This is a genomic window from Nostoc sp. (assembly GCF_054880495.1).
Window position 1 is genome coordinate 80,068 of sequence record NZ_JBTYKD010000222.1, and the last position, 23,941, is coordinate 104,008.

At 41.5% G+C, this 23,941-nt stretch carries 18 protein-coding genes, 1 pseudogene, 1 CRISPR repeat array and 1 riboswitch; of the genes and pseudogenes, 6 read left to right on the forward strand and 13 right to left on the reverse strand.

From position 1 onward, the window contains the following. Positions 1-72: 72 nt before the first annotated feature. The 3 genes from ACYTXL_RS20725 to ACYTXL_RS20735 all read right to left on the reverse strand — a co-directional run bounded on the left by ACYTXL_RS20725 (position 73) and on the right by ACYTXL_RS20735 (position 5,928). Positions 73-1,311 (reverse strand): acetate kinase, encoded by a 1,239-nt coding sequence (locus tag ACYTXL_RS20725; RefSeq protein ID WP_461926384.1) that lies wholly within the window; start codon positions 1,309-1,311, stop codon positions 73-75. A gap of 371 nt (positions 1,312-1,682) precedes the next feature. After that, positions 1,683-4,313 carry a DNA polymerase III subunit alpha gene (locus tag ACYTXL_RS20730; RefSeq protein WP_461926366.1) on the reverse strand — a complete coding sequence of 877 codons (2,631 nt, stop codon included), beginning with the start codon at positions 4,311-4,313 and terminating at the stop codon, positions 1,683-1,685. A 424-nt stretch (positions 4,314-4,737) separates the two neighbouring features. Continuing rightward, a complete protein-coding gene (locus tag ACYTXL_RS20735; protein ID WP_461926367.1) occupies positions 4,738-5,928 on the reverse strand; it encodes a sensor histidine kinase in 1,191 nt (396 codons plus the stop codon). 263 nt (positions 5,929-6,191) lie between these two features. On the opposite strand from ACYTXL_RS20735, the pseudogene ACYTXL_RS20740 reads away from it, so the two are divergent. Beyond that, positions 6,192-6,684 (forward strand): annotated as a pseudogene (locus ACYTXL_RS20740) (ATP-binding cassette domain-containing protein); the annotation flags it as partial. A 93-nt stretch (positions 6,685-6,777) separates the two neighbouring features. Then, positions 6,778-6,964: riboswitch (cyclic di-AMP (ydaO/yuaA leader) on the forward strand. Positions 6,965-7,156: 192 nt separating this feature from the next. Beyond that, the gene (locus ACYTXL_RS20745; RefSeq protein WP_461926385.1) at positions 7,157-7,777 is read left to right on the forward strand and encodes a universal stress protein; all 621 of its coding nucleotides are present in this window, start codon (positions 7,157-7,159) and stop codon (positions 7,775-7,777) included. Between the two features lie 633 nt (positions 7,778-8,410). Here the strand turns inward: ACYTXL_RS20745 and ACYTXL_RS20750 are convergent. Both ACYTXL_RS20750 and ACYTXL_RS20755 read right to left on the reverse strand, forming a co-directional pair. Next, entirely contained in the window at positions 8,411-8,623 is a 213-nt protein-coding gene (locus ACYTXL_RS20750) for a high light inducible protein (RefSeq protein WP_292790206.1), read from the reverse strand. Between the two features lie 42 nt (positions 8,624-8,665). Next, entirely contained in the window at positions 8,666-8,878 is a 213-nt protein-coding gene (locus tag ACYTXL_RS20755) for a high light inducible protein (RefSeq protein WP_292790205.1), read from the reverse strand. Between the two features lie 500 nt (positions 8,879-9,378). Between ACYTXL_RS20755 and ACYTXL_RS20760 the strand changes: the two genes are divergently transcribed. From ACYTXL_RS20760 to ACYTXL_RS20770, 3 genes are all read left to right on the forward strand, one after another. Beyond that, complete coding sequence (locus tag ACYTXL_RS20760; RefSeq protein WP_461926368.1) at positions 9,379-12,501, forward strand: MFS transporter; 3,123 nt, start codon at positions 9,379-9,381, stop codon at positions 12,499-12,501. A 763-nt stretch (positions 12,502-13,264) separates the two neighbouring features. After that, positions 13,265-13,507, forward strand: a complete 243-nt coding sequence (locus ACYTXL_RS20765) for a hypothetical protein (RefSeq protein WP_461926369.1) — start codon at positions 13,265-13,267, stop codon at positions 13,505-13,507. Between the two features lie 175 nt (positions 13,508-13,682). Then, the gene (locus ACYTXL_RS20770) at positions 13,683-14,567 is read left to right on the forward strand and encodes an extracellular catalytic domain type 1 short-chain-length polyhydroxyalkanoate depolymerase (protein ID WP_461926370.1); all 885 of its coding nucleotides are present in this window, start codon (positions 13,683-13,685) and stop codon (positions 14,565-14,567) included. A gap of 29 nt (positions 14,568-14,596) precedes the next feature. Here ACYTXL_RS20770 and ACYTXL_RS20775 read toward each other — a convergent pair whose 3' ends face one another. The 5 genes from ACYTXL_RS20775 to ACYTXL_RS20795 form a co-directional block, all read right to left on the reverse strand. Then, positions 14,597-15,427 carry a dienelactone hydrolase family protein gene (locus ACYTXL_RS20775; RefSeq protein WP_461926386.1) on the reverse strand — a complete coding sequence of 277 codons (831 nt, stop codon included), beginning with the start codon at positions 15,425-15,427 and terminating at the stop codon, positions 14,597-14,599. Between the two features lie 487 nt (positions 15,428-15,914). Beyond that, a CRISPR array of direct repeats spans positions 15,915-17,332; the repeat unit is 37 nt; unit sequence ATTGCAATTCATCAAAATCCCTATCAGGGATTGAAAC. Between the two features lie 19 nt (positions 17,333-17,351). After that, entirely contained in the window at positions 17,352-17,855 is a 504-nt protein-coding gene (locus tag ACYTXL_RS20780) for a DUF29 family protein (RefSeq protein WP_461926371.1), read from the reverse strand. A 5-nt stretch (positions 17,856-17,860) separates the two neighbouring features. Next, complete coding sequence (locus ACYTXL_RS20785) at positions 17,861-18,382, reverse strand: DUF29 family protein (protein WP_461926372.1); 522 nt, start codon at positions 18,380-18,382, stop codon at positions 17,861-17,863. A 4-nt stretch (positions 18,383-18,386) separates the two neighbouring features. Beyond that, positions 18,387-18,905 (reverse strand): DUF29 family protein, encoded by a 519-nt coding sequence (locus ACYTXL_RS20790; RefSeq protein WP_461926373.1) that lies wholly within the window; start codon positions 18,903-18,905, stop codon positions 18,387-18,389. Between the two features lie 196 nt (positions 18,906-19,101). Then, on the reverse strand, positions 19,102-19,725 hold the full coding sequence (locus ACYTXL_RS20795; protein WP_461926374.1) for a class I SAM-dependent methyltransferase: 624 nt from the start codon (positions 19,723-19,725) through the stop codon (positions 19,102-19,104). 93 nt (positions 19,726-19,818) lie between these two features. Here ACYTXL_RS20795 and hemH point away from each other — a divergent pair, with 93 nt between their 5' ends. Further along, positions 19,819-20,985, forward strand: a complete 1,167-nt coding sequence (gene hemH, locus ACYTXL_RS20800) for a ferrochelatase (RefSeq protein ID WP_461926375.1) — start codon at positions 19,819-19,821, stop codon at positions 20,983-20,985. 191 nt (positions 20,986-21,176) lie between these two features. Here hemH and ACYTXL_RS20805 read toward each other — a convergent pair whose 3' ends face one another. From ACYTXL_RS20805 to ACYTXL_RS20815, 3 genes are all read right to left on the reverse strand, one after another. Beyond that, positions 21,177-21,722: a DUF4126 domain-containing protein gene (locus ACYTXL_RS20805; RefSeq protein WP_461926376.1), complete on the reverse strand. Its 546-nt coding sequence runs from the start codon at positions 21,720-21,722 to the stop codon at positions 21,177-21,179. Positions 21,723-21,935: 213 nt separating this feature from the next. Next, a complete protein-coding gene (purB, locus tag ACYTXL_RS20810) occupies positions 21,936-23,231 on the reverse strand; it encodes an adenylosuccinate lyase (protein ID WP_461926377.1) in 1,296 nt (431 codons plus the stop codon). Positions 23,232-23,271: 40 nt separating this feature from the next. Further along, a complete protein-coding gene (locus ACYTXL_RS20815; RefSeq protein ID WP_292802833.1) occupies positions 23,272-23,823 on the reverse strand; it encodes a DUF421 domain-containing protein in 552 nt (183 codons plus the stop codon). Between the last annotated feature and the right edge of the window lie 118 nt (positions 23,824-23,941).

The window sequence follows — 23,941 nt, forward strand, 5'->3', positions numbered from 1 at the left end:
CTTATATGGTACAGGAGAGCATCCATGACCAAATAGGTAAAAAACTTTGAATCATAGCTGATGTAGCTATTTTTAGTGTTTCAAAAGTTGCCAGCATTGCCCGGCGATCGCCCAATCTTCTTGAGTATGAATAACTAATACCCGCACTGCTGAATCGGGTGTTGCAATATCCTGATCAACAGGCTGCTGTTGATTTTTATCAAGGTCTATTTTCAGTCCGATAAATCCAAAGGCTTCACAGGCAGCTTGGCGAATTTCTGGAGAGTGTTCACCCACGCCTGCTGTGAATACCAAAGCATCTAATCCGCCCAAACTGGTAAGCATTGCACCGATCGCAGAACGTAGACGATGTACGTAGATATCCCAGGCCAGTTGAGCGCGGGTATTACCTTGAGTGTAGGCGTAGCCCGTCGTAGACATCGCTTCTTTCACCTCACGCATATCGCTAGATACACCCGAAATTCCCTTTAACCCAGAAGCTTTATTTAATACATAATCTAACCTTTCGACAGAGTAATTACAGTATCGCAACAGATAAATCAGAATCCCTGGATCAACTGAACCAGAACGACTGCCCATCATCAATCCTTCTACAGGCGTGAATCCCATAGTGGTATCAATACTACGACCGTTTTTAATCGCTGCTAAAGAGCAACCATTGCCCAGGTGACAGGTAATTAACCGCTCAGACGCAACATCTCGACCGAGAATTTGGGCAGCACGTTGAGAACAGTATTGGTGACTGATACCATGAAACCCATAGCGCCGGATACCTTCTTCTACCCACTCATAGGGGCCGGGATAGATTGCTGCTGCATCGGGTAAAGTGGCATGAAATCCGGTATCAAATACTGCTACTTGGGTGACATCTTTGAAGATTTTTTCAATTGCTTCTATGCCTTCTAAAGCGACTGGATTATGTTCGGGAGCAAGGTTAGATAGACGTGCGATCGCCTTTTTGACATCCTCAGTAATTACCACACTATCTCGATAATCCTGTCCACCATGTACTATTCGATGCCCCACCACATCGATTTCTGACAACTGATCAATTACCTTGGTAGCATCATAAGTAAGTGTATGCAGCATATACGTGAGGTGTGCCTCTGGGGAATCACCAGAGATTGATTTTTGCAGCGTTGCACCCGTAGCAGTTTTCACCTCAATTTCTGCCACACCCCGATCTTGAGTCCAGTTAATTTTCCCTTCCCAAAGGGGTTCGAGTGCTTGGGTGGGAAGAGCCTCATCTGCAATCTCATACAGACAACTCTTTTGGCTGCTCGATCCGGCATTCAGCACCAATATCTTCATATAACAACATAAAAACATGACCTCCTTTGATCATGTCACCAAGTGTAACCTTATAGGCATAATATGCAGCAAAGGTGCGCTTCCATTGCTAAAATTTTGTTGAATCATTTTTCAAAGCGATCGCTTTCAGTAACCATAAAAACAAAAGTATTAGTCTTGCAAATATGATCACTGCTAATTCAAGAGCGTAATCTCATACTAGGGACTTCCAAATAAAAGAATACTCAACTATTTCTTGTGGGGTGGGCGTCTCGCCCGCCCGTAGTCCAAGGCGGGCAAGACTTCGGCGTGAGCGCTCAGTCGAACGCTGCCCACCCCACAAGATTGGATAATTTATTTGTTGGAAGTCCCCTACTAAAGTTTTATTCTGGCTAATTCGGCAAACCCTCTAGCCGCATCAAATCCAATTCTCGTTCAAATATTTCATCAATTGGCAACATTTGACCATCAACAGTCATAAATTTATGATCTTTTGTTGCCCGAATCAATGAACCATCTTCCAAACAATATTCAAACATTTCTTGTTGTCCGCGATCATGCCACTGTGCCACAGGTTGCGTGTAAATATTTCCATTATTATCAACGCTGTACACAGTACATTCAATGCATTTTTCTACAACTTCCCCAATCGGTATTAAGCCATATTCTACCGTCAATACTTCTGTATCATAGCTTAAACAATATTCAGCAAACTTTAACATTTGCTCAAATAATTCATCCGCAACTTTTTTCTGAACACCATTTTTAGCTGCGCCATCTACGAATTTTTCACGCTGCTTTTGCATTTCCGAAACTTTCTTTTTACCCATCGCCCGGCGCAGCAAGTCAGCTTGTCCTAAGGTATATCCAGCCATATCCTGAGCAATTTTCATGATTTGCTCTTGATAGACCATAATTCCATAGGTTTCGTCTAATATTGGTTCCAGAATGGTGTGTTGATAATCAATCTTTTCTCGCCCGTGTTTGCGGTTAATAAACTTCGGAATCAGTCCCGCATCTAATGGCCCCGGTCGATAAAGTGCTAAAATTGAAGAAATATCTTCTATATTAGAAGGTTTCAAATCTCTGACTATCTGACGCATCCCAGAAGATTCTAATTGAAATATCCCTTCTAACTCACCTGCTTCTAATAATTCATAAGTTTTTTGGACATCTTTTGGTAGAGAACTATGTTCACCTTTAGCTAATATCTTTTGTGCTTTTCTTTCCTGGCGGGGAATTTCATCAGGATCAACCCGATATCCTCTTGTTTCTTGAATTAAATCAACAGTTCTTTGAATTAGTGTTAGGTTCCGTAAACCCAGAAAATCCATTTTCAACAAACCCATTGATTCCAGGTCTTCCATGAAATACTGGGTAATCACAGAACCGTCATTATTCTTTTGTAGCGGCACAATTTCATCAAGTGGATCAGCAGAAATTACCACACCTGCTGCATGAACACCAAAAGTTTTGTTAGTTCCTTCAATTCGCATCGCCATATCAAGCCAATGGCGAACATGGGGTTCTTTATCATATTTCTCTTTAAACTGTGGTTCTGGGGTTTCCTTAGAAATCATCACCTTAAGTTTCGTTGGTTTCCCCCGCACCACAGGAATTAATTTTGCCATTTTGTCAGCTTCCCCGTAGGGAATATTTAATACTCTGGCGACATCTTTTAAAACTGCTTTAGAAGTTAGGCGGTTAAAAGTAATAATTTGGGCAACTCTATCTGCACCATATTTATCAGTTACATATTCTATAACTTTATCCCGTTGTTCAATACAGAAATCCGTATCAATATCAGGCATTGATTTACGTTCTGGGTTCAAGAACCGCTCAAATAGTAACCCATGATGTACAGGATCAATATTAGTAATTCGCATTGCATAAGCAACTAATGAACCAGCTGCCGAACCCCGACCTGGTCCCACAGGAATGTTATTATCTCTAGCAAATTTGATGTAGTCCCATACAACTAGAAAGTATTTGGAAAAACCCATCTGCTGAATCATTTTCAGTTCGTATTCTAATCTTTCTTTATAGACAGAATCGACTTCCTGGCGAGATTTGCGATTTAATCGTTCTAAAAGTCCACTCCATGCAACATCTTCGGCGTAAGTGTCAGGAGTATGACCAGAGGGAATTGGGGGTGTAGGAATCTGAGGCTCACCCATAATATGGTAAGGCTCGACTTTATCGGCGACTTCTTCAGTGGTAGCGATCGCATCTGCAATCACATCATCCGGCAAATGGTCTCGAAATAGCTGCTGCATCTCCTCACCAGATTTGAGATACTCTGTACCGCTATAACGCATTCGCTTATCTTCAATAATTAGCTTGCCAGTTTGAATACAGAGCAAAGCATCGTGGGCTTCAACGTCAAAACAAGAAATAAAATGCGAATCATTAGTTGCAACAAATTTAATCCCTAGTTCCCGTGCAATTTTGACTGTTTCAACATTCACAATTCGGTCTTCTTGGGAGCCGTGATCTTGAATTTCTAGATAATAATCATCACCAAATACATCTTTATACCACTGAGCAACTTTCCGGGCTGCATCTGGTCTACCACTGAGAATCGCTTGGGGAACTTCTCCACCTAAGCAAGCACTGGTGACAATCAAGCCTTCATGATATTCTTTTAGTAAATCTTTATTAATACAAGGACGAGAAAAAATTCCTTTGCCTTGAACACCTTTGAGGTGAGAAATTGTGGTTATTTTGACTAAATTTTTGTAACCTTTGGTATTTTTAGCTAAAACAACTTGATGATATTTGGGGCGGCGTTCTTGTTTCTCGATATCGCCGTTAATTACATACATTTCATTGCCGATAATCGGCTTAATATTTTGACTACGGCAGATTTTGATCAATTCAACCGCGCCATACATGACACCATGATCGGTAAGGGCGATCGCTTTCATCCCCAGTGCGATCGCTTGATCCACCAACTCTGGTAGCTGACTAGCCCCATCAAGTAGACTGTAGTCACTGTGAATATGTAAAGGTACAAAGGACATAAGCAATTCAAAATTTAAAATGTTCGCGTAGCATCTTATAGAGAAGAAACACAACTACCGCAAGCATTAGAGCTACTGATAGTATACAGTTTTAATGCTAATCAGGTTATCTCTAGGGTCTACCCAGTGGCTTACCCTTTTGAGCCGGATTTTGCACAGGACTTACGCAAACAATAACTGAAAAGAATGATTTTTAGCTAGGGGCAATACCCTGCGGTCAGCTAAAGCTACATGAATTGCCCCTACCCCGTGTAGTTTTACGTAAGTCTTATTGTAAAGCAACGGGATCTTAGATTAACTTGTTTGCGAAATTTTCACTTCCGAAGGTTAAGTTTTAATAGTTACAGCAGTTAACCAGTATCTAGCCATTGATTTTTTATCTCACGCCTTATTTCATGAGTTTTAAAAAAATACTATAAACTTCTCAAATCTTCACTTCTAAGGGCAAAATTACCGTAAAAGTAGAACCAACCCCTACCTCTGAGACTAGGTTAATTTGACCTTGCAATAGTTTCACTAACCGCGAGACGATCGCTAACCCCAATCCAGTACTATCAGGAAGATAGGAACGATTGCTACAACTCACGCGAAAGTAGGGTTCAAATATCTGGGCTTGGTTTTCTGGTGCAATGCCAATTCCAGTGTCAGAAACCGCGAACGCCCATCTCTGATTCTCCAACACCTTACACCTTATAATAATAGTCCCCGACTCTGTATAGCGAATCGCATTACTAATAAGATTTGTAACAATCTGTTGGAATTTAAAAGAATCTGTGATTAATTCTTTAGGGGCGCGATCGCAATCTACTACGATTTTTAAATTTTTCTCAGCAACTAAAGGTTCCAACATTTCACATACATTATTAATTAATTCACGTACATCGGTAGCCGTTAGTTGGAATTTTATTTGCCCTGGATCATCCCGCGAGAATTCTAGTACATTATTAATCAGGTGCAGTAATTGCCTACCATTCCGTAGCACACGCTCAATGTGTTCTAAATTGGCAGAAGTGTCTTTCACCTCAGTCTTTCGCGGTTGTTGGCGTAAAAACAGATCCGAGTAACCAATAATAGAAGTTAGAGGTTGTTTAAATTCATGGGCTAGTTGGGAAAGATACTTTTGATTTGCGGTAACTAAGCGCGTAAGTTCCTCATTATGGAGCGTAACTACTGACTGCAACTGCTGTAATTCTCGCAACCGCTCTTCAACATAACTCTTAAAACATCGAGCGATCGCTTCATCTATGATAGCGTCAATCAAACGTATAGAACGAATTATCTCTACAGGTGTTCCACTCAATAAATCTGCTTGTATAGCATCAAATATTAATGTTCGTAGCAAATGATATTCTCTAGCTATTTCGGTTGGATCAAATCCTTGTTCGGCTCGAATAGCTCCATGCTGGACACTCGCATTAACTATCGACTGAATATGATTATCCTGATATTTTGAAAGCACCGTTACCATTGCTTTCAAAACATCAGGGATGTGATCCTTTACCGCTGTATAAGATAAATCATCAGCACTTTCAATCTGTCTATCGTTGCGAACTGCTGTAATCCATTTATCAAGGATGGTGTCCGCTTTTTCAGCCAGTACTTGACTAAAATCCATTATGTTAAATTCAGCGAGGAGATCGAGGAGTAAACTTCACTACTATATGCAATTAGTTTACCGAGTGCAGTGTTTTTTTGACAAAATTAGCGATTTAATTAATCTATCAAAAGAAATACATTTTATATGTTCTTTTACTTAATTAACTATCCGTATATAAAATTTACAAAAAACTATAATTATAATATAGTTTTCATCTTAACGAGGAATTACAATAATCATTTAGTCTGCAAGTTTTGCGGATATTTTTTTATAACTATTAGCTGTTACCTTACTTAACAGTGCGATAAAATATCCGTTTAGCCGTGGATGAAGTGTTAAAAAATGCCAATACGGCTGAAGAAATCAGCATTGTAAATCAACACTTGGCAATGGTAAACTTGACGGCGGGGGCTGACAAATATCCTGATGAAATTTCTGGAGGTATGAAACAAGGAGTAGGTATTGCCAGAGCTTTAGCAATTCGTCCCAAAATGTTATTGATGGATAAACCTTTTGGGACACTAGATGCGCTAACTTGTGGCCAATTGCAGCAGCAGGTATGAGATATTTGGGAAAATAATCTTCAAGCAGCGATGATGATTACCCACGATGTAGATGAATCACTTTATATGCCGATCGCATCGTCTTGATGACCAATAGCCCAGATGCTAATATAGGAGAGTATTAGAAGTTTGTTTTGAGCATCCACGCGTTACCGAAACTGCTCTGGAAGAGGTTCGCGCCGCCATGCGAAGCTTAAAAGAGTATTTTTAACTCCGCAACCACGCGCTGAATTTCCTTGATCAATATTTTGCCCAAGACGACTAAATTTAGATTATCATTTTTTCTAGTGGGTAGCCTAATTCAAATTCATGAAAGCTGAATTTGAAGCGGAGGAACCATATTGTGGGGCGTATCTCATAAAAAGTGAGGAGTTAAGAGTTAGGAATCTATTAATCTTTAACTCAGCACTCACAACTCAGCACTATTAAGAGAGAGACACCTTCCAGTCTTAGCCCGTCAGCTAACTCCGTAGGCAATGGAAGGAACCCCCAAGACTTTGGCTGTAAATACAGTTATTATTGGGGTTTCCTTGATTGATTTAAGATTGGAGATTTTGGTTATCGTCCTCAATCTAAAATCGTTCGACTGAGCGTAGCCGAAGTCCAAAATCTAAAATTTCTCCCCCTGCTTCTCATGAGTACTTCATTTCATAAGGAGAAGTAAAGCTGTGCAAATTAAGCCAATGTTAGCACGTCTGCAAAGTGCCACAGGACGAGATGACTTAATTGAACAAATGGTACTGCTGCCAGAACCAAAAAAACCTTTTTCTAAAAAACCTCAAACAGAAAAAGCCGTTAACTTAATAGTTGCATATAACGCATCTCCTAACAGTCATACGGCACTAGATATTGCCTTTTGGATTGCCCATCAAACGCGTTTAGCCACTAATGCCCAAGTCACAGTTCAAGCCGTTTATGTGGTACAAGACAATCAAAGCAGTCAGTATCCAAATATCTTGAGCTTTCCAGAAAAACAGCCTTCATTGGAGTGTCAAATCAGTGAAGTATCAAAGTCTGTCACACTGGTATTAACTCAACCTAAATTGCAGACAGTGGCAACTCCCCTGCAACAAGCAGATATAATTCTCTGGCAAGCCCGAAGTCTAGCTGAAGAATGGCAGGGTTCTTTCAAATCTCATTTGCGGTTTGGCTGCATTGCCACAGAACTTAAGAAAGTTGTTGAATCAGAAACTGCCGATATTTTGTTTCTAGGATGCACATCTGTCAATCATCAGATGATTGAGGCACTAGGTTATAATTTTCCCTGCGCCGTTTTGGGCATTCCCACTTCTATTGATGAATAATCGCTCTTCAGAATTTCAGTAATTTTGATCAAATTTCAATCATAGATAAGTCACCTATAACTAGGTGGCTTTTTTCGCTACTAAATAAACTTCGGGAGGTAGGGTGTGGAAAAATGGCAAGCAATCCTTATACCATTTCTTTGTGAGGCTGCGCCAAATTTTCTTTCTTTGTGTCCTTGTCTACGAGACGCTGCGCCTTTGTGGAAGCCTCTCGCAGAGAATACGGTTCGTTCCTCATATAGTTTTGTGCATCTTAATACAGAATTGGTATTAGTACACGTTACCGTAAAAGGGATTCGGAAATATTGAGACTTGATGTTGGGTTTCACTCCGTTCTACCCAACCTACAAATGATTAAATTCTACACACTTTTTGTGGTGTTCTATATTTAGTCTAATTACATTCATTCGTTCGCTCATTTTTTTACATCGACTTGAATTTCATAAAATCTATATTTAATAAGGCTTTTAAGTAGCTTTTTAATTTTGCCTACCAAAACCGAGATTAACCAGGAATTAAGAATTATCAGTTTTTAATTTTTAATTAATAGTATGTTTAAAACTGACCAACGCCACTTGCTACAAAGGAGGAACCCCTGCAACGCAGTGGCTCCTCCTCACTCTTTAGCTATTGCTAATATTTAATGATGTGTAGCACGTCACGAACAACGCTATAACCAGCCAAATCCCAAAGTAAATAGGCGAGAAAGCCAATAGCTGCCAAGCGACCATTCCAAATTTCGGTTTGGGGAGTCCAGCCAAACAAAAATGCATTCCGATCTACACCGTTGTATTCCGTTGCAACAGGTGGTAAATCAGTAGAAGGGCGAGTTTCTTGATTTGCCATTTTTTCCCTCCAAAATATAATAGGTTTTCAGGTGTTAAATTTCTAGTAGCCAATCAGATGTAAAACGTCACGCAGAACGCTATAACCAGCTAAATCCCAAAGTAAATAGGCGAGAAAGCCAATAGCTGCCAAGCGACCATTCCAAATTTCGGCTTGGGGAGTCCAGCCAAACAAAAATGCATTGCGATCTACGCCGTTGTATTCGGTTGCAACAGGTGGTAAACCACTAGAAGGGCGAGTTTCTGGAACTGCCATTTTTTTGTCCTCAACGATTTATTTTGTTAAGTTTAATGTAGCTATCTAAAACTCAGATCCTTTCTGTCTGTAGGCATAAACTACATGCACTTCTTACGGAGGATAATTAACAACTCCTTGGTCCTGACAAATCCACCCTGAGAGGGTGATAAAAATCTAATTATAAATAAATGTAAAATTATCGTGATTGAACTGCAATTTTTGCAAAATAAATAGTTGTGACTTAGTAATTAAAAATTAAAACGTAGCAGCCAATACTTAGCCAAGTTTTTCATCTGATCAGGAATCTTTTCCGCGTTAGATAGAAAAGTTATATCTTTGGCTGGATACGGTTTTCAGCCTTGGGAGAGATGCTTTAAACAGGTAAATTCTACGATTCTGAGCTAACAGAGTTAGGTATTGCCATAGGTACAGACATAAATACATACTATACATATCTAAGAGTTGCTTCTCAAGAAATTCTTAATTCCCTAAATTTAAACTTAGAACAAGGAAATACAATGTTCCAAAGTACGGAAATCATGGTGGGACTCTACAAACCACTATTGTGGGTGGCACAGATTCAAGGGGATACGTCAAACGTCACGCCAGCACAGGCATCGGTTATCACTTCCGGTCCGCGCTTTTTTGTGGCTTTAATCTCCGGCGTGATCTTAGCCTTTGCTTTCCAATTAGTTCTAACTAATCTCTCCCTAGCAGCCGGTATTTCCTACCTGGGGCACTCATCTGACTCGGATTCAGATAATAGTGGGGAAGTGGGAAGTTTGGGCGGTACTATTCGCAAAATTGGTACAGCAGTAGGGATTTGGACAGTAGTAACTGTAGCGATCGCCTTATTAATTGCTTCTTTCCTCGCGGTAAAATTGAGCCTTTTAATCTTAGATCCAGCATTGGGAGCAATTCTCGGCTTGGTGATTTGGGGTGCTTACTTCTTAATCCTCGTTTGGGTAAGTTCTACCACCGTAGGTTCCTTAATTGGCTCAGTCGTCAATACGGCAACTTCAGGGTTTCAGGCGATTATGGGCACAGCCACCGCCGCACTGGGCGCAAAAGCTGTGAATAACCAAGTGGTAGCAACGGCTGAAGCCGCCGCCGCCGCTATCCGTCGGGAGCTAGGAAACGCCATCGACCCTACGAGTATCCGGGAGAATATAGAGGATTACTTAGATAAGGTACGTCCTCCAGAGCTAGATGTGTCGAAAATTCGGAGCGACTTTGAAAATTTACTCAACGATCCGCAATTAAAAGCGATCGCAGGGACTCCAGATATCCGCAACATCGACCGGGAAAAGTTCATCGAGTTAGTCAGCAGTCGCACCGATCTTTCCAAAAAAGACGTTAGCCGAATTGCTGATACCTTGTATAAAGTTTGGCAGCAAGTGGTCAGTCAGCAACCACCCACGGAAGACCGTATGGGTGAGTTAATCGATTATTTGAAATCACTCCCAGCCGGACAAGCTAAAACAGATGAACTCAACGCCAAGCTCGATCGCTTAGTAACAGAAACACGTAATTCCAAAGAAGGTGAGCAAAAGGCGGCTCCAGGAGCAATTCAAAGTACAGTCCAACAAGGACTAGCTGCCTTAACCAGCATTGTGTTGGGACGCGCCGATTTGCCTGATTTGGATGTGGAAAAAATCTTGGGTAGCCTCACCACTGCCAAAGAGAAAGTCACCCAACAAGCAGATAAGCTAGGGTTGCCAACACCATCACAACCCTATAGCCCAATTCGGGCTGATGTCGAAAACTATCTGCACAACACTTATGCTTGGCAACTAAGCCCAGAAAAAATCGCTCAGGAATTTCGTGATGTCATTTACGATCCAGCAGCTGACCCCGGAATAGTCAAGAGAGAAATAGAGCGACTATCCCGCAACGATTTTGTCAACATCCTGCAACAACGGGGACTGCTTACCCAAACCCAAATTCACCGCATTGCAGATCAGTTAGAAGCTGTCCGCCAAGATGTGCTAACGACAGTGAAAGTTGTCGAAGAAACAGAGATAGTCCAAGACTTGCAACGTGCAGTGGAAAGTTATCTGCTCGTTACCCCGAAAGCAGATATGAGCGCCGAAGGCATAGAGCAGAATTTCAAACCACTGTTGCAAGACTCAGATGCAGATGATGAAACCCTGACATTGCGACTAGCGCACCTGGAACGTCAGGAGTTGCGGGAGATATTGCTGCAACGTAATGATGTGCAGCTATATGAAGTAGACAGCATTCTCGATGAGTTGGAAAAACAGCGCGATCGCGTCTTGGTAGAATCCAAAGGATTAGCAGAACAGGCACAATATCAAGCAGAAACCCTGTGGCTGAATGTAGAATCATATCTGCGTAATACTGGAAAAGCCGAACTGAATCCTGATGCCATCCGCGCGGAGTTCAAAAAGCTACTGGAAGATCCCCAAGCTGGAATTACCTCAATTCGCGCCCGCTTGTCTCGTTTTGACCGCGATACCTTGGTGCAATTGTTGAGTCAGCGGCAAGATTTGAATGAAGATCAAGTTAATCAAATCATCAGTTCTGCTGAGGAGTCCTGGCATAATATTCGCCACACACCCCAAGCTGTAGTGGATAAAGCCAAAGATCAATACGACTCAGTTACCACCACGATCGCAGATTATCTGCGGAATACTGGTAAACAAGAACTCAACCCAGAAGGTATAGGGCGAGATTTGACCAGATTGTTTGAAAATCCCAAAGAGGGAGCTGTCGCACTGCGCCGTCGGTTGTCTCAGGTAGACCGAGATACACTGGTGAAGTTGCTCAGTCAACGCCAAGACTTGAGTGAAGAACAAGTTAATCAAATCATTGATTCCACCCAAACTTCGATTCGCAACTTTGTGCGTGCGCCTCGTCGCCTAGCTACCCGTACACAGCAAAGAATCGAAACATTCAAAGGTTATGTAGAAGAGTATCTGCGGCAAACTGGCAAAGAAGAACTCAACCCTGAAGGTATCAAGCGCGACTTGCAACTACTGTTGCATGATCCGCGAGCCGGGGTAGAAACTTTTAGCGATCGCCTTTCCCATTTTGACCGTTCTACGATCATCGCCCTGCTGAAAATTCGGGAAGATATTTCTGATGAAGAAGCGGCACGGATTGCCGATAACATGGTATCCGTAAGGGAGCAATTTGTAGAACAAGTGCGGAACATCCAACGGGGCATTCAAGATGCAATTGACGGAGTTTTCGGCCGCATTCGCAACTATCTCAACGCCCTGGATCGCCCAGAACTCAACTATGATAGTATCAAGCGCGATGTTCGCACATTTTTTGACGATCCCCAGGCAGGGTTTGATGCTCTGCGCGATCGCCTGTCCTCTTTTGACCGTGATACCCTAGTGGCAATTATGAGTTCTCGTGAGGACATCTCTGAGGCAGATGCCAACCGGATCATCGACCAAATTGAACGGGCACGCAACACAGTATTGCAACGTGCAGAACGCATACAGCAAGAAGCCCAACGCCGCCTAGAAGACGTGAAGCGTCAAGCACAACGCCAAGCAGAAGAAACCCGCAAAGCCGCAGCTACAGCAGCGTGGTGGCTGTTTGCCACAGCATCCGTCTCGGCGATTTTCTCTGCATTAGGAGGAGCGCTGGGTGTACGTACATTGTAGTTTAACAAGTTTTCTCCGCTAACTTTTAAGCCTCCCTCAACGGGAGGCTTTTCTATGTTTGGGATGTCATTTGTCCTTAGATATATTGGTGGATTTCGTGTGAGTATGCTAATGAGCATTTACAGCAGTTTTCATGTATTTGAACCACATCTGTCGTAGGGGCACAGCAATGCTCATTGGTGTCAACTTCAGAAAAAATCTGCTTTGAGAAGGCGTTTTGCCCTCATCCCCTAACCCCGAATCCCAAGTTGGGAGAAGGGGAACTAGAGAATTTGCTCCCCTCTCCCAAAATTGGGAGAGGGGCTGTTCTTGTGAGGGTCAAACCTGGAAAGCTTGCCAAGTCTAACTTCTACGTTAAGTTGACACCAATGAGCTTTTTCTGTGCTCCTACCGCGTGGTCTATTTACCTGAAAATAGCTGTAAGTTGCATAAAAGCAGGGCTGAAGCCCTTACTACAAGCGAATCATTCTGGAAAAATGCATGAGGATTAGCTTATGCCTTTAAATATAGTCATATATTCATTCAGGAACTCCTCTTTTTTTTTGTCCAAAGTCTAAAATGTGACTAAAGTCATACTTAAATTGTGACTTTATTCCACTGTATCTTTTAATTTAATATTTTAAACTGAGAGCAATACAGCAAATAAATGGAGTTGTGTAACAAATAAAACTTACTGTAAAGCTAATAGGTAAGAATATCTGTTCACAAATTCTTGATAAATGCTGTAGAAAACTCAAGTAAATTAATTGATGGAGATTTGAACATGAAACGTATTCTATTAGGTACATTACTTGCTCTACCATTTGCAATTTCCTCCTTGCCCTCACAGGCATCGGCAGCAGAAATGATTGTCAGACCGAATGTTCATCAAGTTGGTATTGTGCATAAAACTGTTGTTGCCCGATATGAACGAAAGTTAATTCGTGCACATTGGCAAAATGTCCGACGCGGTAACAGGTGGGTTAAGGTTCGAGTTCCTGCTCGTTATGTAACTGTAAGAGTTTAAGATATAAATAGAGGCTAACAACCCTAGTTGAGTTGTTAGCCTCTATTAGGTAAAAATTTGTTATAAATAAGAATTGCAAAGGAAATAAAATTATCTGACATAAGTCAATTTAATTAACATGAATATATATCAAAATTCTCGGGTTTTGAAAAAACTTCTGATATTTCTACTGGGAATGACTTTAGTGACAGGCTGCAATTCTATTCAGGCTGAAGAAAAAAGTCTAGTTAAAGAAAAAATATTGAGTGGTGATAATTATGGGGAATTACATGACCAAGGAAAGTTACGTACTTACTATTTTTACACTCCAAAATCTTATAATCCAGACCGCCCAATGCCGTTAGTTTTAGTATTTCATGGAGATGATGGTAATGGTCGGTCTATCAGTAATGTGACTCGCTTCAATGAATTAGCAGAACAAAAAGGATTTATTGTTGTTTATCCAGATGGAATTGACCAAAAATGGAGTCTTAGAGGTAACGCTCAAGGAAGGGTAGATGATGTTTCCTTTGTCAGTGCTTTGATTGATCATCTTCAGCAGCAAATCAATATTGATAGTCATAAAGTTTATGCTACGGGTTTTTCTAGAGGTGGCATACTTACCCAAGCACTGGCTTGTAAGTTACCTAATAAAATTGCTGGTTTTGCATCAGTAGCTGGTTCGCTTCCAGTTAGACTCAAACCTAATTGCCAGCCGAAAACTTCCGTATCAATGTTAATGCTCAACGGTACAAACGATCGCGATGTACTTTATGAAGGTAATGACCACACTCAACGAGGAGCGCTGGTTTCTATCTCAGACATGGTAAATTTTTGGCGATCGCACGATCAATGTACCTCATCAAATGAATCTCCGAAGTTTTCTAAAGATAAAGTGAAAACCGCTCTCTACACAGGTTGTAGTGGCAACTCAGAAGTCTGGCAGCTAGCGGTAGTAAACGGTGGACATTTCTGGCCTGGTGGTTCCTCAACTGACGAGAGCCTAAACAAATTCAATGCCAAGCTGGGGCTGAACGCCAGCGAAACAATTTGGAACTTTTTTGAACGTCACAGTTCATAGACCGAAAACTTTTGCGAGTAGCTAATTTTTTAAACACCATTTTGCTTAAACCAAGCCAAAAGACGTTTCCAACCTTCTTTGGCTTCTTTCTCGCGGTAGGAGGGGCGATAATCGGCAAAAAAAGCGTGGGATGCATCGGGATAGACAATGATTTCAGATTTGCTGCTGCTGGATTTTAAGCGATCGCGCATCTGCTCTACTGTATCTAGGGGAATACCTGTATCCTTACCGCCATAGAGTCCGAGAATAGGGACTTTCAGCGTTGATGCAATATCAACCGGATGCTTGGGCGTTAGTTTGGTAGCATCGCCCACGAGTCGTCCGTACCAAGCCACACCAGCCTTCACCTGCGGATTATGTGCTGCGTATAACCAGGTAATACGGCCGCCCCAGCAGAAGCCTGTAATCGCCAATTTATTGGCATTACCTTTTGCTGATTTCACCGCCCAGTGTACCGTGGCATCAAGATCGGATAGCACCTGGGCATCTGGCACTTTGGAGACAATTGGCCGAATTTCGTCTATGCTGCTTAATTTCGAGACATCGCCTTGACGCACAAATAATTCGGGTGCGATCGCTAAATACCCCAATTGGGCAAAGCGCCGAGTGATATCCTGAATATGCTCGTGTACGCCAAAGATTTCTTGGATCACCAAGACGATGGGGAAGTTTTCACCAGTGGCAGGTGCTGCTCGATAGGCAGGAATTTCACCATCTTTGACGGGAATTTTCACCGCACCAGCTACCAACCCCTTCGCATCGGTGGTGATGACTCCGGCAGAAATGGGTTGCACAGCTAGGGCAAAACCCGTCGCCAGGGTAGTTGTTGCGATAAATTTGCGGCGTGTTATTTCTTTCATCATCTCTACCTTAGAATTGGCCAAAACTTTATTGTTGGTTATCCGTACAGTACTATGACAACAAATACTACAATTGATGAATCAGTTTACTGTAATATTAGCTTCCTTTGCTGTCCAAGGGTTCTTTCTCTGTGGCTGTTGTCAGAGAAAAGTCGGAGGTATTGGCAAAGAAAAGCCACGGGACTAAACTATTTTCTGTGCTGAGTTTCCTTATAGTTAGGTTTCTGCATCTCAAATGCGCGGAGGGGTAGGTGTACAAATTCCACAGCCGAAAAAAAGTGCTTCTATCTCAACCCCAGCAAGGCTTTCACCCAGTGATCGCCCAATTTTCATCCGCGCAATCTCTGAAATGCTTATCAAAATAGAATTTTAGCTTTTAAACTTTTCTAGCACTCTTGCCAAACGAATTCTCTAATGCTATTATTGCTCTTGAATCGCGCAACCGCACCTTGAAAACTAAATATAGCTTGACTTTCAGGCTACCGCAATTGCAATTCATCAAAATCCCTATCAGGGATTGAAACTCTGCTGTTCGGCTTGCGCGGCTGCTGTATCCTATTGCAATTCATCAAAATCCCTATCAGGGATTGAAACTAATGGGGTTGCCAGAAAGCGAAGCGCACAGCTAAATTGCAATTCATCAAAATCCCTATCAGGGATTGAAACACAAATCATTAAAAACATTATGAAGGATTCGGAAATTGCAATTCATCAAAATCCCTATCAGGGATTGAAACATCAAAAGCTTGGTGGCGGTTCCTGGACTCGTCAGCAACTAAATTGCAATTCATCAAAATCCCTATCAGGGATTGAAACTTTTTGTTTTGCATCTTCCCTCGTTATTTCTTCCAAATTGCAATTCATCAAAATCCCTATCAGGGATTGAAACATTTAATTAACAAGTATTCTCGCTCTTTCTCGTTTATTGCAATTCATCAAAATCCCTATCAGGGATTGAAACCTTCGAGCTCCACTACCAAAACTTCAATTTTCCATAAAGAATTGCAATTCATCAAAATCCCTATCAGGGATTGAAACATTCCTGGCTCTGTCAAAAGCTTTCGGATGATATTGCAATTCATCAAAATCCCTATCAGGGATTGAAACGGAAACTGGATCAGCTAATGCTTTTGAAGAAATAAATTGCAATTCATCAAAATCCCTATCAGGGATTGAAACTTTGATAGGAAGAATATAAGCCCAGCTAAAGACTTATTGCAATTCATCAAAATCCCTATCAGGGATTGAAACTTGGCGACAAGCGCCTTCAACCGCCCCAAAGGCAAATTGCAATTCATCAAAATCCCTATCAGGGATTGAAACAGATGACGGAGATGGTGATGGGGATGGTGAAGAACCATTGCAATTCATCAAAATCCCTATCAGGGATTGAAACAGAAGACTGGAATATATTAATAGCGGTACTACTTGATTGCAATTCATCAAAATCCCTATCAGGGATTGAAACCCGGGGGGCTTTGCCCCCCACACCCCCCAGAGTGATATTGCAATTCATCAAAATCCCTATCAGGGATTGAAACGATTCTATCAATAAACTTGGCTCAAAGAAGACTCATATTGCAATTCATCAAAATCCCTATCAGGGATTGAAACATCATCGGGCGATATCGTGCAAGCAACCCTCAAACTACATTGCAATTCATCAAAATCCCTATCAGGGATTGAAACCCGTTGCTTGAGTGGTGCGATCGCTACTCTGTCAAATTGCAATTCATCAAAATCCCTATCAGGGATTGAAACATAAAAATTCATTAAGCAGTTGATACTAGTGTACTATTGCAATTCATCAAAATCCCTATCAGGGATTGAAACGATTTTCCGTCACCAGTACCGCCAACGAGCGCAACATTGCAATTCATCAAAATCTCTATCAGGGATTAAAACCTTATTTTTCCCGATTTATTCAATCTTCACCACCAGCTAATTGACTGAGATAATCATCCATAATCGCTGGTAATTCCTTTGGTGAATAAGTATATGTTAAAGCCAGTAAACTAGTGGCTGTAGTTAAAATCTGGCTTTTATCTAGCATCGCTGACAACTGAGAGCGAGTAAATTTCCCGCTGATCACTTCCTGACTCGCATCTGCGATCGCATCTTCAATAACTTCCTCCTCCATCAAACTTTCCCATTCATTTAAATTGATATAGTAAGATGTTTTATTATCTTTGATATTTAGCTTTTTAATTTCTCGAATTGAATTCCGAATAGAAGCCGCCCACGAACCAGTTAATCGTTGTTCTACTTGGTTCTTAATCAAATGAATCAACAGAATGTTTAAATAAGCTTGGATATTTCGCAGAATAGCTTGTTTACTCATGCCTTCTAATTCATCTACAATTGCCAAGGCATCTGCGTAACGTCCTTCCAAAATACTCTTTTTGAGGTCTATTAGTTCTTGCGTCATTTGTTTTACGGCCTACCTGCTTTCCAATCTTCTCCACCGGGTAGCTGAGTTAAATTTTCCGCCACAACTGCGGGTAACTCCTTAGCTGAATAAGAATAAGTTAGTGCCAAAAACTTCAAAGCAGTCTGAATAATCTGATTTCTATCTATCATTTCAGCCAATTGAAATTGATTATATGCTCCATTCATTACTTCATCGCTGGCATCTGCGATCGCATCTTCAATAACTTCCTCATCCATCAAATTTTCCCATTCATTTAAATTGATATAGTAAGATGTTTTATTGTCTTTTAAATTCACTTCTTTAATTTCGCGTATGGCGTTGCGAACAGAAGCTACCCAAGAATTTGTTAATCTCTGTTCTAGTTGATTTTTAATTAAATGAATCAGTAGAATCCTTAAAAACGATTTAATTTGCCGCAAAATAGCCTTTTTACTCATGCCTTCTAATTCATCTACAATTGCCAAGGCATCTGCATAACGTCCTTCCAAAATACTTTTTTTGAGGTCTATTAGTTCTTGCGTCATTTGTTTACCGCCTACCTACTCTCCAATCTTCTCCACCAGATAGCTGAATTAAATTTTCAGCCACAACTGCGGGTAACTCCTTAACTGAATAAGAATAAGTTAGCGCCAACAACTTCAAAACAGTCTGAATAATCTGGTTTCTATCAACCATATCAGCCAGTTTGAATTCATTGTACATTCCATTCAAAACTTCCACACTGGCATCACGCACTGCTGCTTCTATTTCATCTTCAATATAAGTATCCCATTCATTTAAATTAATATAAGAAGAGTTTTTATTGTCTTTGAGATTGAGCTTCTTAATTTCTATAAGTGAATTACGAATAGAAGCAACCCAAGAACCAGTTAATCGCTGCTCTAGTTGGTTCTTAATCAAATGAATCAGCAGAATCCTTAAATAAGCTTGAATATTCCGCAGAATAGCTTGTTTACTCATGCCCTCTAATTCATCTACAATTACTAAGGCATCTGCGTAACGCCCTTCCAGGATACAAGTTCTGAGGTCTATTAATTCCTGTGTCATTTTTATTAACCTCAAAATTTCATCATGCTAATTTCAATATATAGCGTTTATTAATCTCATAGCCCCCTTTTCGGTTGCGCTGAGGGGGTTGGGGGTGGCGTTATTCTACCTCACAATGGCCGAAAACCGCTATAACAATCACCTATACTTTATTAATAGCAGGGGATCTTACCTACTATTAATAAAGCAATATTGTTCACTTCTTCGCCTGTATCACTTGCAAACTACCGCCTGCATATAAAGTTAGCTTACTCGCTTCAAATCCAGTCTCTGTTAACAACTTAGTCAAATCAGTTTTCAACAGTTCCCAAGCTGTTTCCGTCTCAAACAACAGCAAAAACACTGACACCCCAGGCCAAAATATCGGATTCGTAGGAGCGTGAAAATCCACCAGCGTAAACACCCCTCCTGGCTTCAGCACCCGATAAACTTCATTAATAATTTTTCGTAATTGCTGAGGCTGCATCTCGTGTAGTGCGACGCTAGTATGCACCACATCAAACAGATTATCTGTAAATGGCATTTCCTCAGCAAAAGCTTCCACATAAGAAGCTAATGGTACATTTAGCCGCGCCCGTTGCAAAGACTTGGGTGAAGCGTCCAATCCTGTTACATTTTGTGAAAACTTTACCAAAAATTGCGTTGTTTGACCACTGCCGCAACATAAATCTAACACCTGAGTATCTGAGTGAATTGTTAAGCCTTGCAAAGCAAGCTGCCGAAAACGGGCTTCACCACCTAAACTTAAAGCTGCTAAACTAGAAATGCCATCATATAGCCACTGATAGCGGTAACTCCAATCTCTTAAAATTGTTGCCATTGCATATTTCCTTGCTATTAAGCTTTATATTTAATAAAGATATATTGTTAACATTAGTAAAAAATCTGAAAAGATTGGGGGAAAGTAACTGCTATGGGTCGTGTAGGCGTCTTATTACTCAATCTCGGTGGCCCCGATAAGCTAGAGGATGTCGGGCCGTTTTTGTATAACCTATTTTCCGATCCGGAAATTATTCGCCTACCGTTTCGCTGGTTGCAAAAGCCCTTAGCCTGGTTTATTGCCTCAAGGCGAACCAGAACATCTCAAGCAAATTATAAGCAAATCGGTGGTGGTTCTCCGCTGCGGCGGATCACAGAAGCGCAAGGACAAGCTCTCAAAGAACAGTTGGGTTATTTGGGACAAGAAGCTAAAATTTACGTAGGAATGCGTTATTGGCATCCGTATACAGAAGAGGCGATCGCACAGATCACCCAAGATAATATAGAACATCTGGTAATTTTACCACTCTATCCCCAGTTTTCTATTAGTACTAGTGGTTCCAGCTTCCGGCTTTTAGAAAAGCTTTGGCAAGAAGATCCAAAACTTCAGCCCATTGATTACACCGTCATTCCTTCCTGGTACAAAGAACCAGGCTACCTGCAAGCAATAGCGGAACTCATAGCCCAAGAACTCGAACAGTTTCCTAATCCAGATGAGGTTCATATATTCTTCAGCGCTCACGGCGTTCCTAAAAGCTACGTTGAAGAGGCTGGCGACCCCTACCAGCAAGAAATTGAAGAATGTACTGCCCTGATTATGAAGACCCTGAATCGACCCAATGTCCACACCTTAGCTTACCAAAGTCGCGTCGGCCCAGTAGAATGGCTCCAACCCTATACTGAGGATGCCCTCAAAAAACTAGGCGCAGAAGGTGTGAAAGATTTAGTTGTCGTGCCTATCAGTTTTGTCTCAGAGCATATTGAAACACTACAAGAAATTGATATTGAGTATCGGGAAGTAGCAGAAGAATCAGGAATTCACAACTTCCGTCGCGTTCCGGCTCCCAATACCCATCCGGTATTTATTAATGCACTGGCAGACTTAGTGATTGATGCGCTGAAAAAGCCCAGTTTCAAGCTTTCGCAAGCTGCCCAAATGAAAAAAATGGTAAAAATGTACCCCCAAGAGCGTTGGGAATGGGGGCTGACTACTAGCGCTGAAGTATGGAATGGTCGGATTGCCATGTTGGGCTTCATTGCCTTAATCATCGAGCTAATTACCGGTCACGGCTTCTTGCATATGATTGGACTTTTGCAGTAAAGGGCATTGGGCATTGGGCATTGGGCACTTGTACTGAGCGACGTCAAAGTATTGGGCATTGTAAAACTCTTCCTTTGTTCCCCAAAGTTTTATACTCTGTTGGAGATAGCTACGCCATCTAAGGACGCCTGAACTTTAGACTTCTCTCCTTGTCCCTAGTTTCTGATGCGCCATGCGCCATGCCCCATGCCCTATGCCCTATGCCCTTTGTGATACCAGTCATACCACTGCTTGACACTACGAAGTGCAAACCAGAGCAGTATTAAAGCAATTAATCCTCCTTGCCAGGGAGCATTAAAGGCAAAAAGTACTAAAGCAATACATAAGGTATCTTGAAGAAAGACTGCCCACAACGGTAAGCCACGTAAGCGATAGAACCAACCAACTTGAACTAGCTGGAGTACTAAAGCTAACAAACCCCCAATTATGGCAATCAGCCAGTTTGGGGTTGCTGTTGCGGTAGCTACTGCTAACCCCATAATTGCGCCCACGAGGGGAGACATGAATAACTGAATTAGTTGGAGCAATCTTTGCCCCCATACCTTTTTTGAGACTAACAATTCAATTAATGACCAACTGGTGAGGCAGCCTAATAAGATTGGTGGAGAAATGTGACATAAAATTGGAACTTGTGACCATAAGTTACTACCCTGCAATAGTCCAATAATCAACAGGGGTATGCCTATTCTTATTCCTGCTGCCGCAGAGGCTGAAAGTGTGGCTAGGATTTCAATCATTAAGGCACTCGAAGCACTAATAAATAAGTAGATATTTGTTATTTATACTACCCATATATGACAAAAAATCCAGCAGCAAACTGACAATTTTCAGCAATGGAATACTTAAGATTTTTGGTATTTTAATATCTTCTTTTTTGACAGCGTTTGCGTATTTTTTGGATAACAAATTAGTAGTAAGCGCTTAAGCGCTCACTACCAGCAAATTAATCGTTAAATACCCAACCTTTGATAAACTTCTTCTAAATGCCTCAGATGCTGCTGGGGGTCGAAACAGACCTCTAGTTCTGCTGGAGACAACTTTTGGGTAACGCGAGGGTCTTTGCTAATTAAGTCCTGGAAATTACCTTCTGGTTTGTTCCAAGCGGCGTGAGCGCTTTCTTGAACGATCGCATAAGCTTCTTCTCGGTTGCTTCCCTTGTCTATTAAAGCCAGCAGCACTTGTTGGCTGAACACAACACCGCCATAACAGTTGAGATTTCGTTTCATGTTCTCAGGATAGACCAACAGGTTTTTCACCAAGTCGGTTATTTCTACCAACATAAAATGCGTCAAAGTGCAAGCATCTGGCAATATCACCCGTTCTACAGAACTATGGGAAATATCCCTTTCATGCCAGAGAGCAACATTTTCCAAAGCTGCACCTGCATAACTTCTGACAAGTCGCGCCATTCCCGTCAGCCGTTCAGAACGGATGGGATTGCGCTTGTGTGGCATTGCTGAGGAACCTTTTTGACCTTTGGCGAAGAATTCTTCTACTTCCAAAACGTCTGTTTTTTGCAGGTTGCGAATTTCTACAGCAAAACGTTCGATGGATGCCGCTACCAAAGCTAATTGTTGCACGTAATCGGCGTGGCGATCGCGGGAAATAACTTGTGTTGAGGCTGTATCAGGTTTGAGTCCGAGTTTTTGGCAAGCGATCGCTTCTATACGCGGTTCAACATTGGCATAGGTTCCCACCGCACCAGAAATCTTACCCACAGCGATCGTTTGGCGCAGTATATTTAGACGTTCTTGGTGTCGCAACACTTCTGCTAACCAACCAGCTAGTTTGAAACCAAAAGTAATCGGTTCAGCGTGAATACCATGCGATCGGCCAGCCATCACTGTATGACGATGTTCCCCTGCTTTTTGACGAATTACCTGAATCAAATCTTCCAGACGTTGCAATAATATATCCAGGCTAGCAAGCAATTGCAATGCTAAAGCTGTATCCAAAACATCCGAACTAGTTAAACCCAGATGAATATAGCGTCCGGCATCACCAACATATTCGTTGACATTTGTCAAGAAAGCGATCACATCGTGACGGACTACAGCCTCAATTTCTAGCACCCTATCGGTATCAAAATCTGCCTTGGCCTTAATTTCCTCAACCGCCTGAGATGGAATGTAACCCAGTTCAGCTTGAGCCTCACAAACAGCAATTTCGACTTGCAGCCAAGTTTTTAGTTTATAGGCTTCACTCCACAGATTAGCCATTTCCGGCAAAGTATAACGCTCAATCACAGTTCGGCACAGAATACAACCGTCATATTTTACAGTCTAATTAATGTAGATCACTTTTTAGTGCTACTTTTTGCTCAGGGACAGAACTAGTTTTTGCATCCGAGGTGATGATACTAATCCTACCGTCAGCCTCCATATATGCAAACTTCACATCTGCTAAAAATTCCACACCTTGCTGACGTAACTTGCTCATCAACTCATCGTCTGTAATTAACTCTCGTTGTAAATGGCGCTGAATCATCCGACCATTTTTTACCAATAGCAGTGGCGGCTGATTCAGAAAACGTTGAAACTGGGGTATTTTGTAACCTAACCAGTTCAGCAAATAGCTCCAAAAAATCACAGTTCCTACCAGGATAGCGCCCTCAGTAATCGATGTATAATTACTGGCCATAGCATTTTGGGCAGCTTCCGCAAATAGCACAACTACGAGTAAATCAGTAATTCCTAATGTTCCTAGTTGTCGGCTAGGAAGCAGGCGTAGTACTGAAAACAGCGCTAAATAGACCAGCGATCCCCGGATAATTAACTCAAAGATGCTGATGCTAGGAATAAAGATTGCCTGCCAATCGATAAAAAACCATTTTTCCATTAGCACTGATTTTCTTCCTTTTTAAATATATTTCTGGAAAAAATCCAGGATAAGGGACTTCCAAATAAAAAAATATCCAATTATTTATTGTGGGGTGGGTATCTTGCCCGCCTTTGGT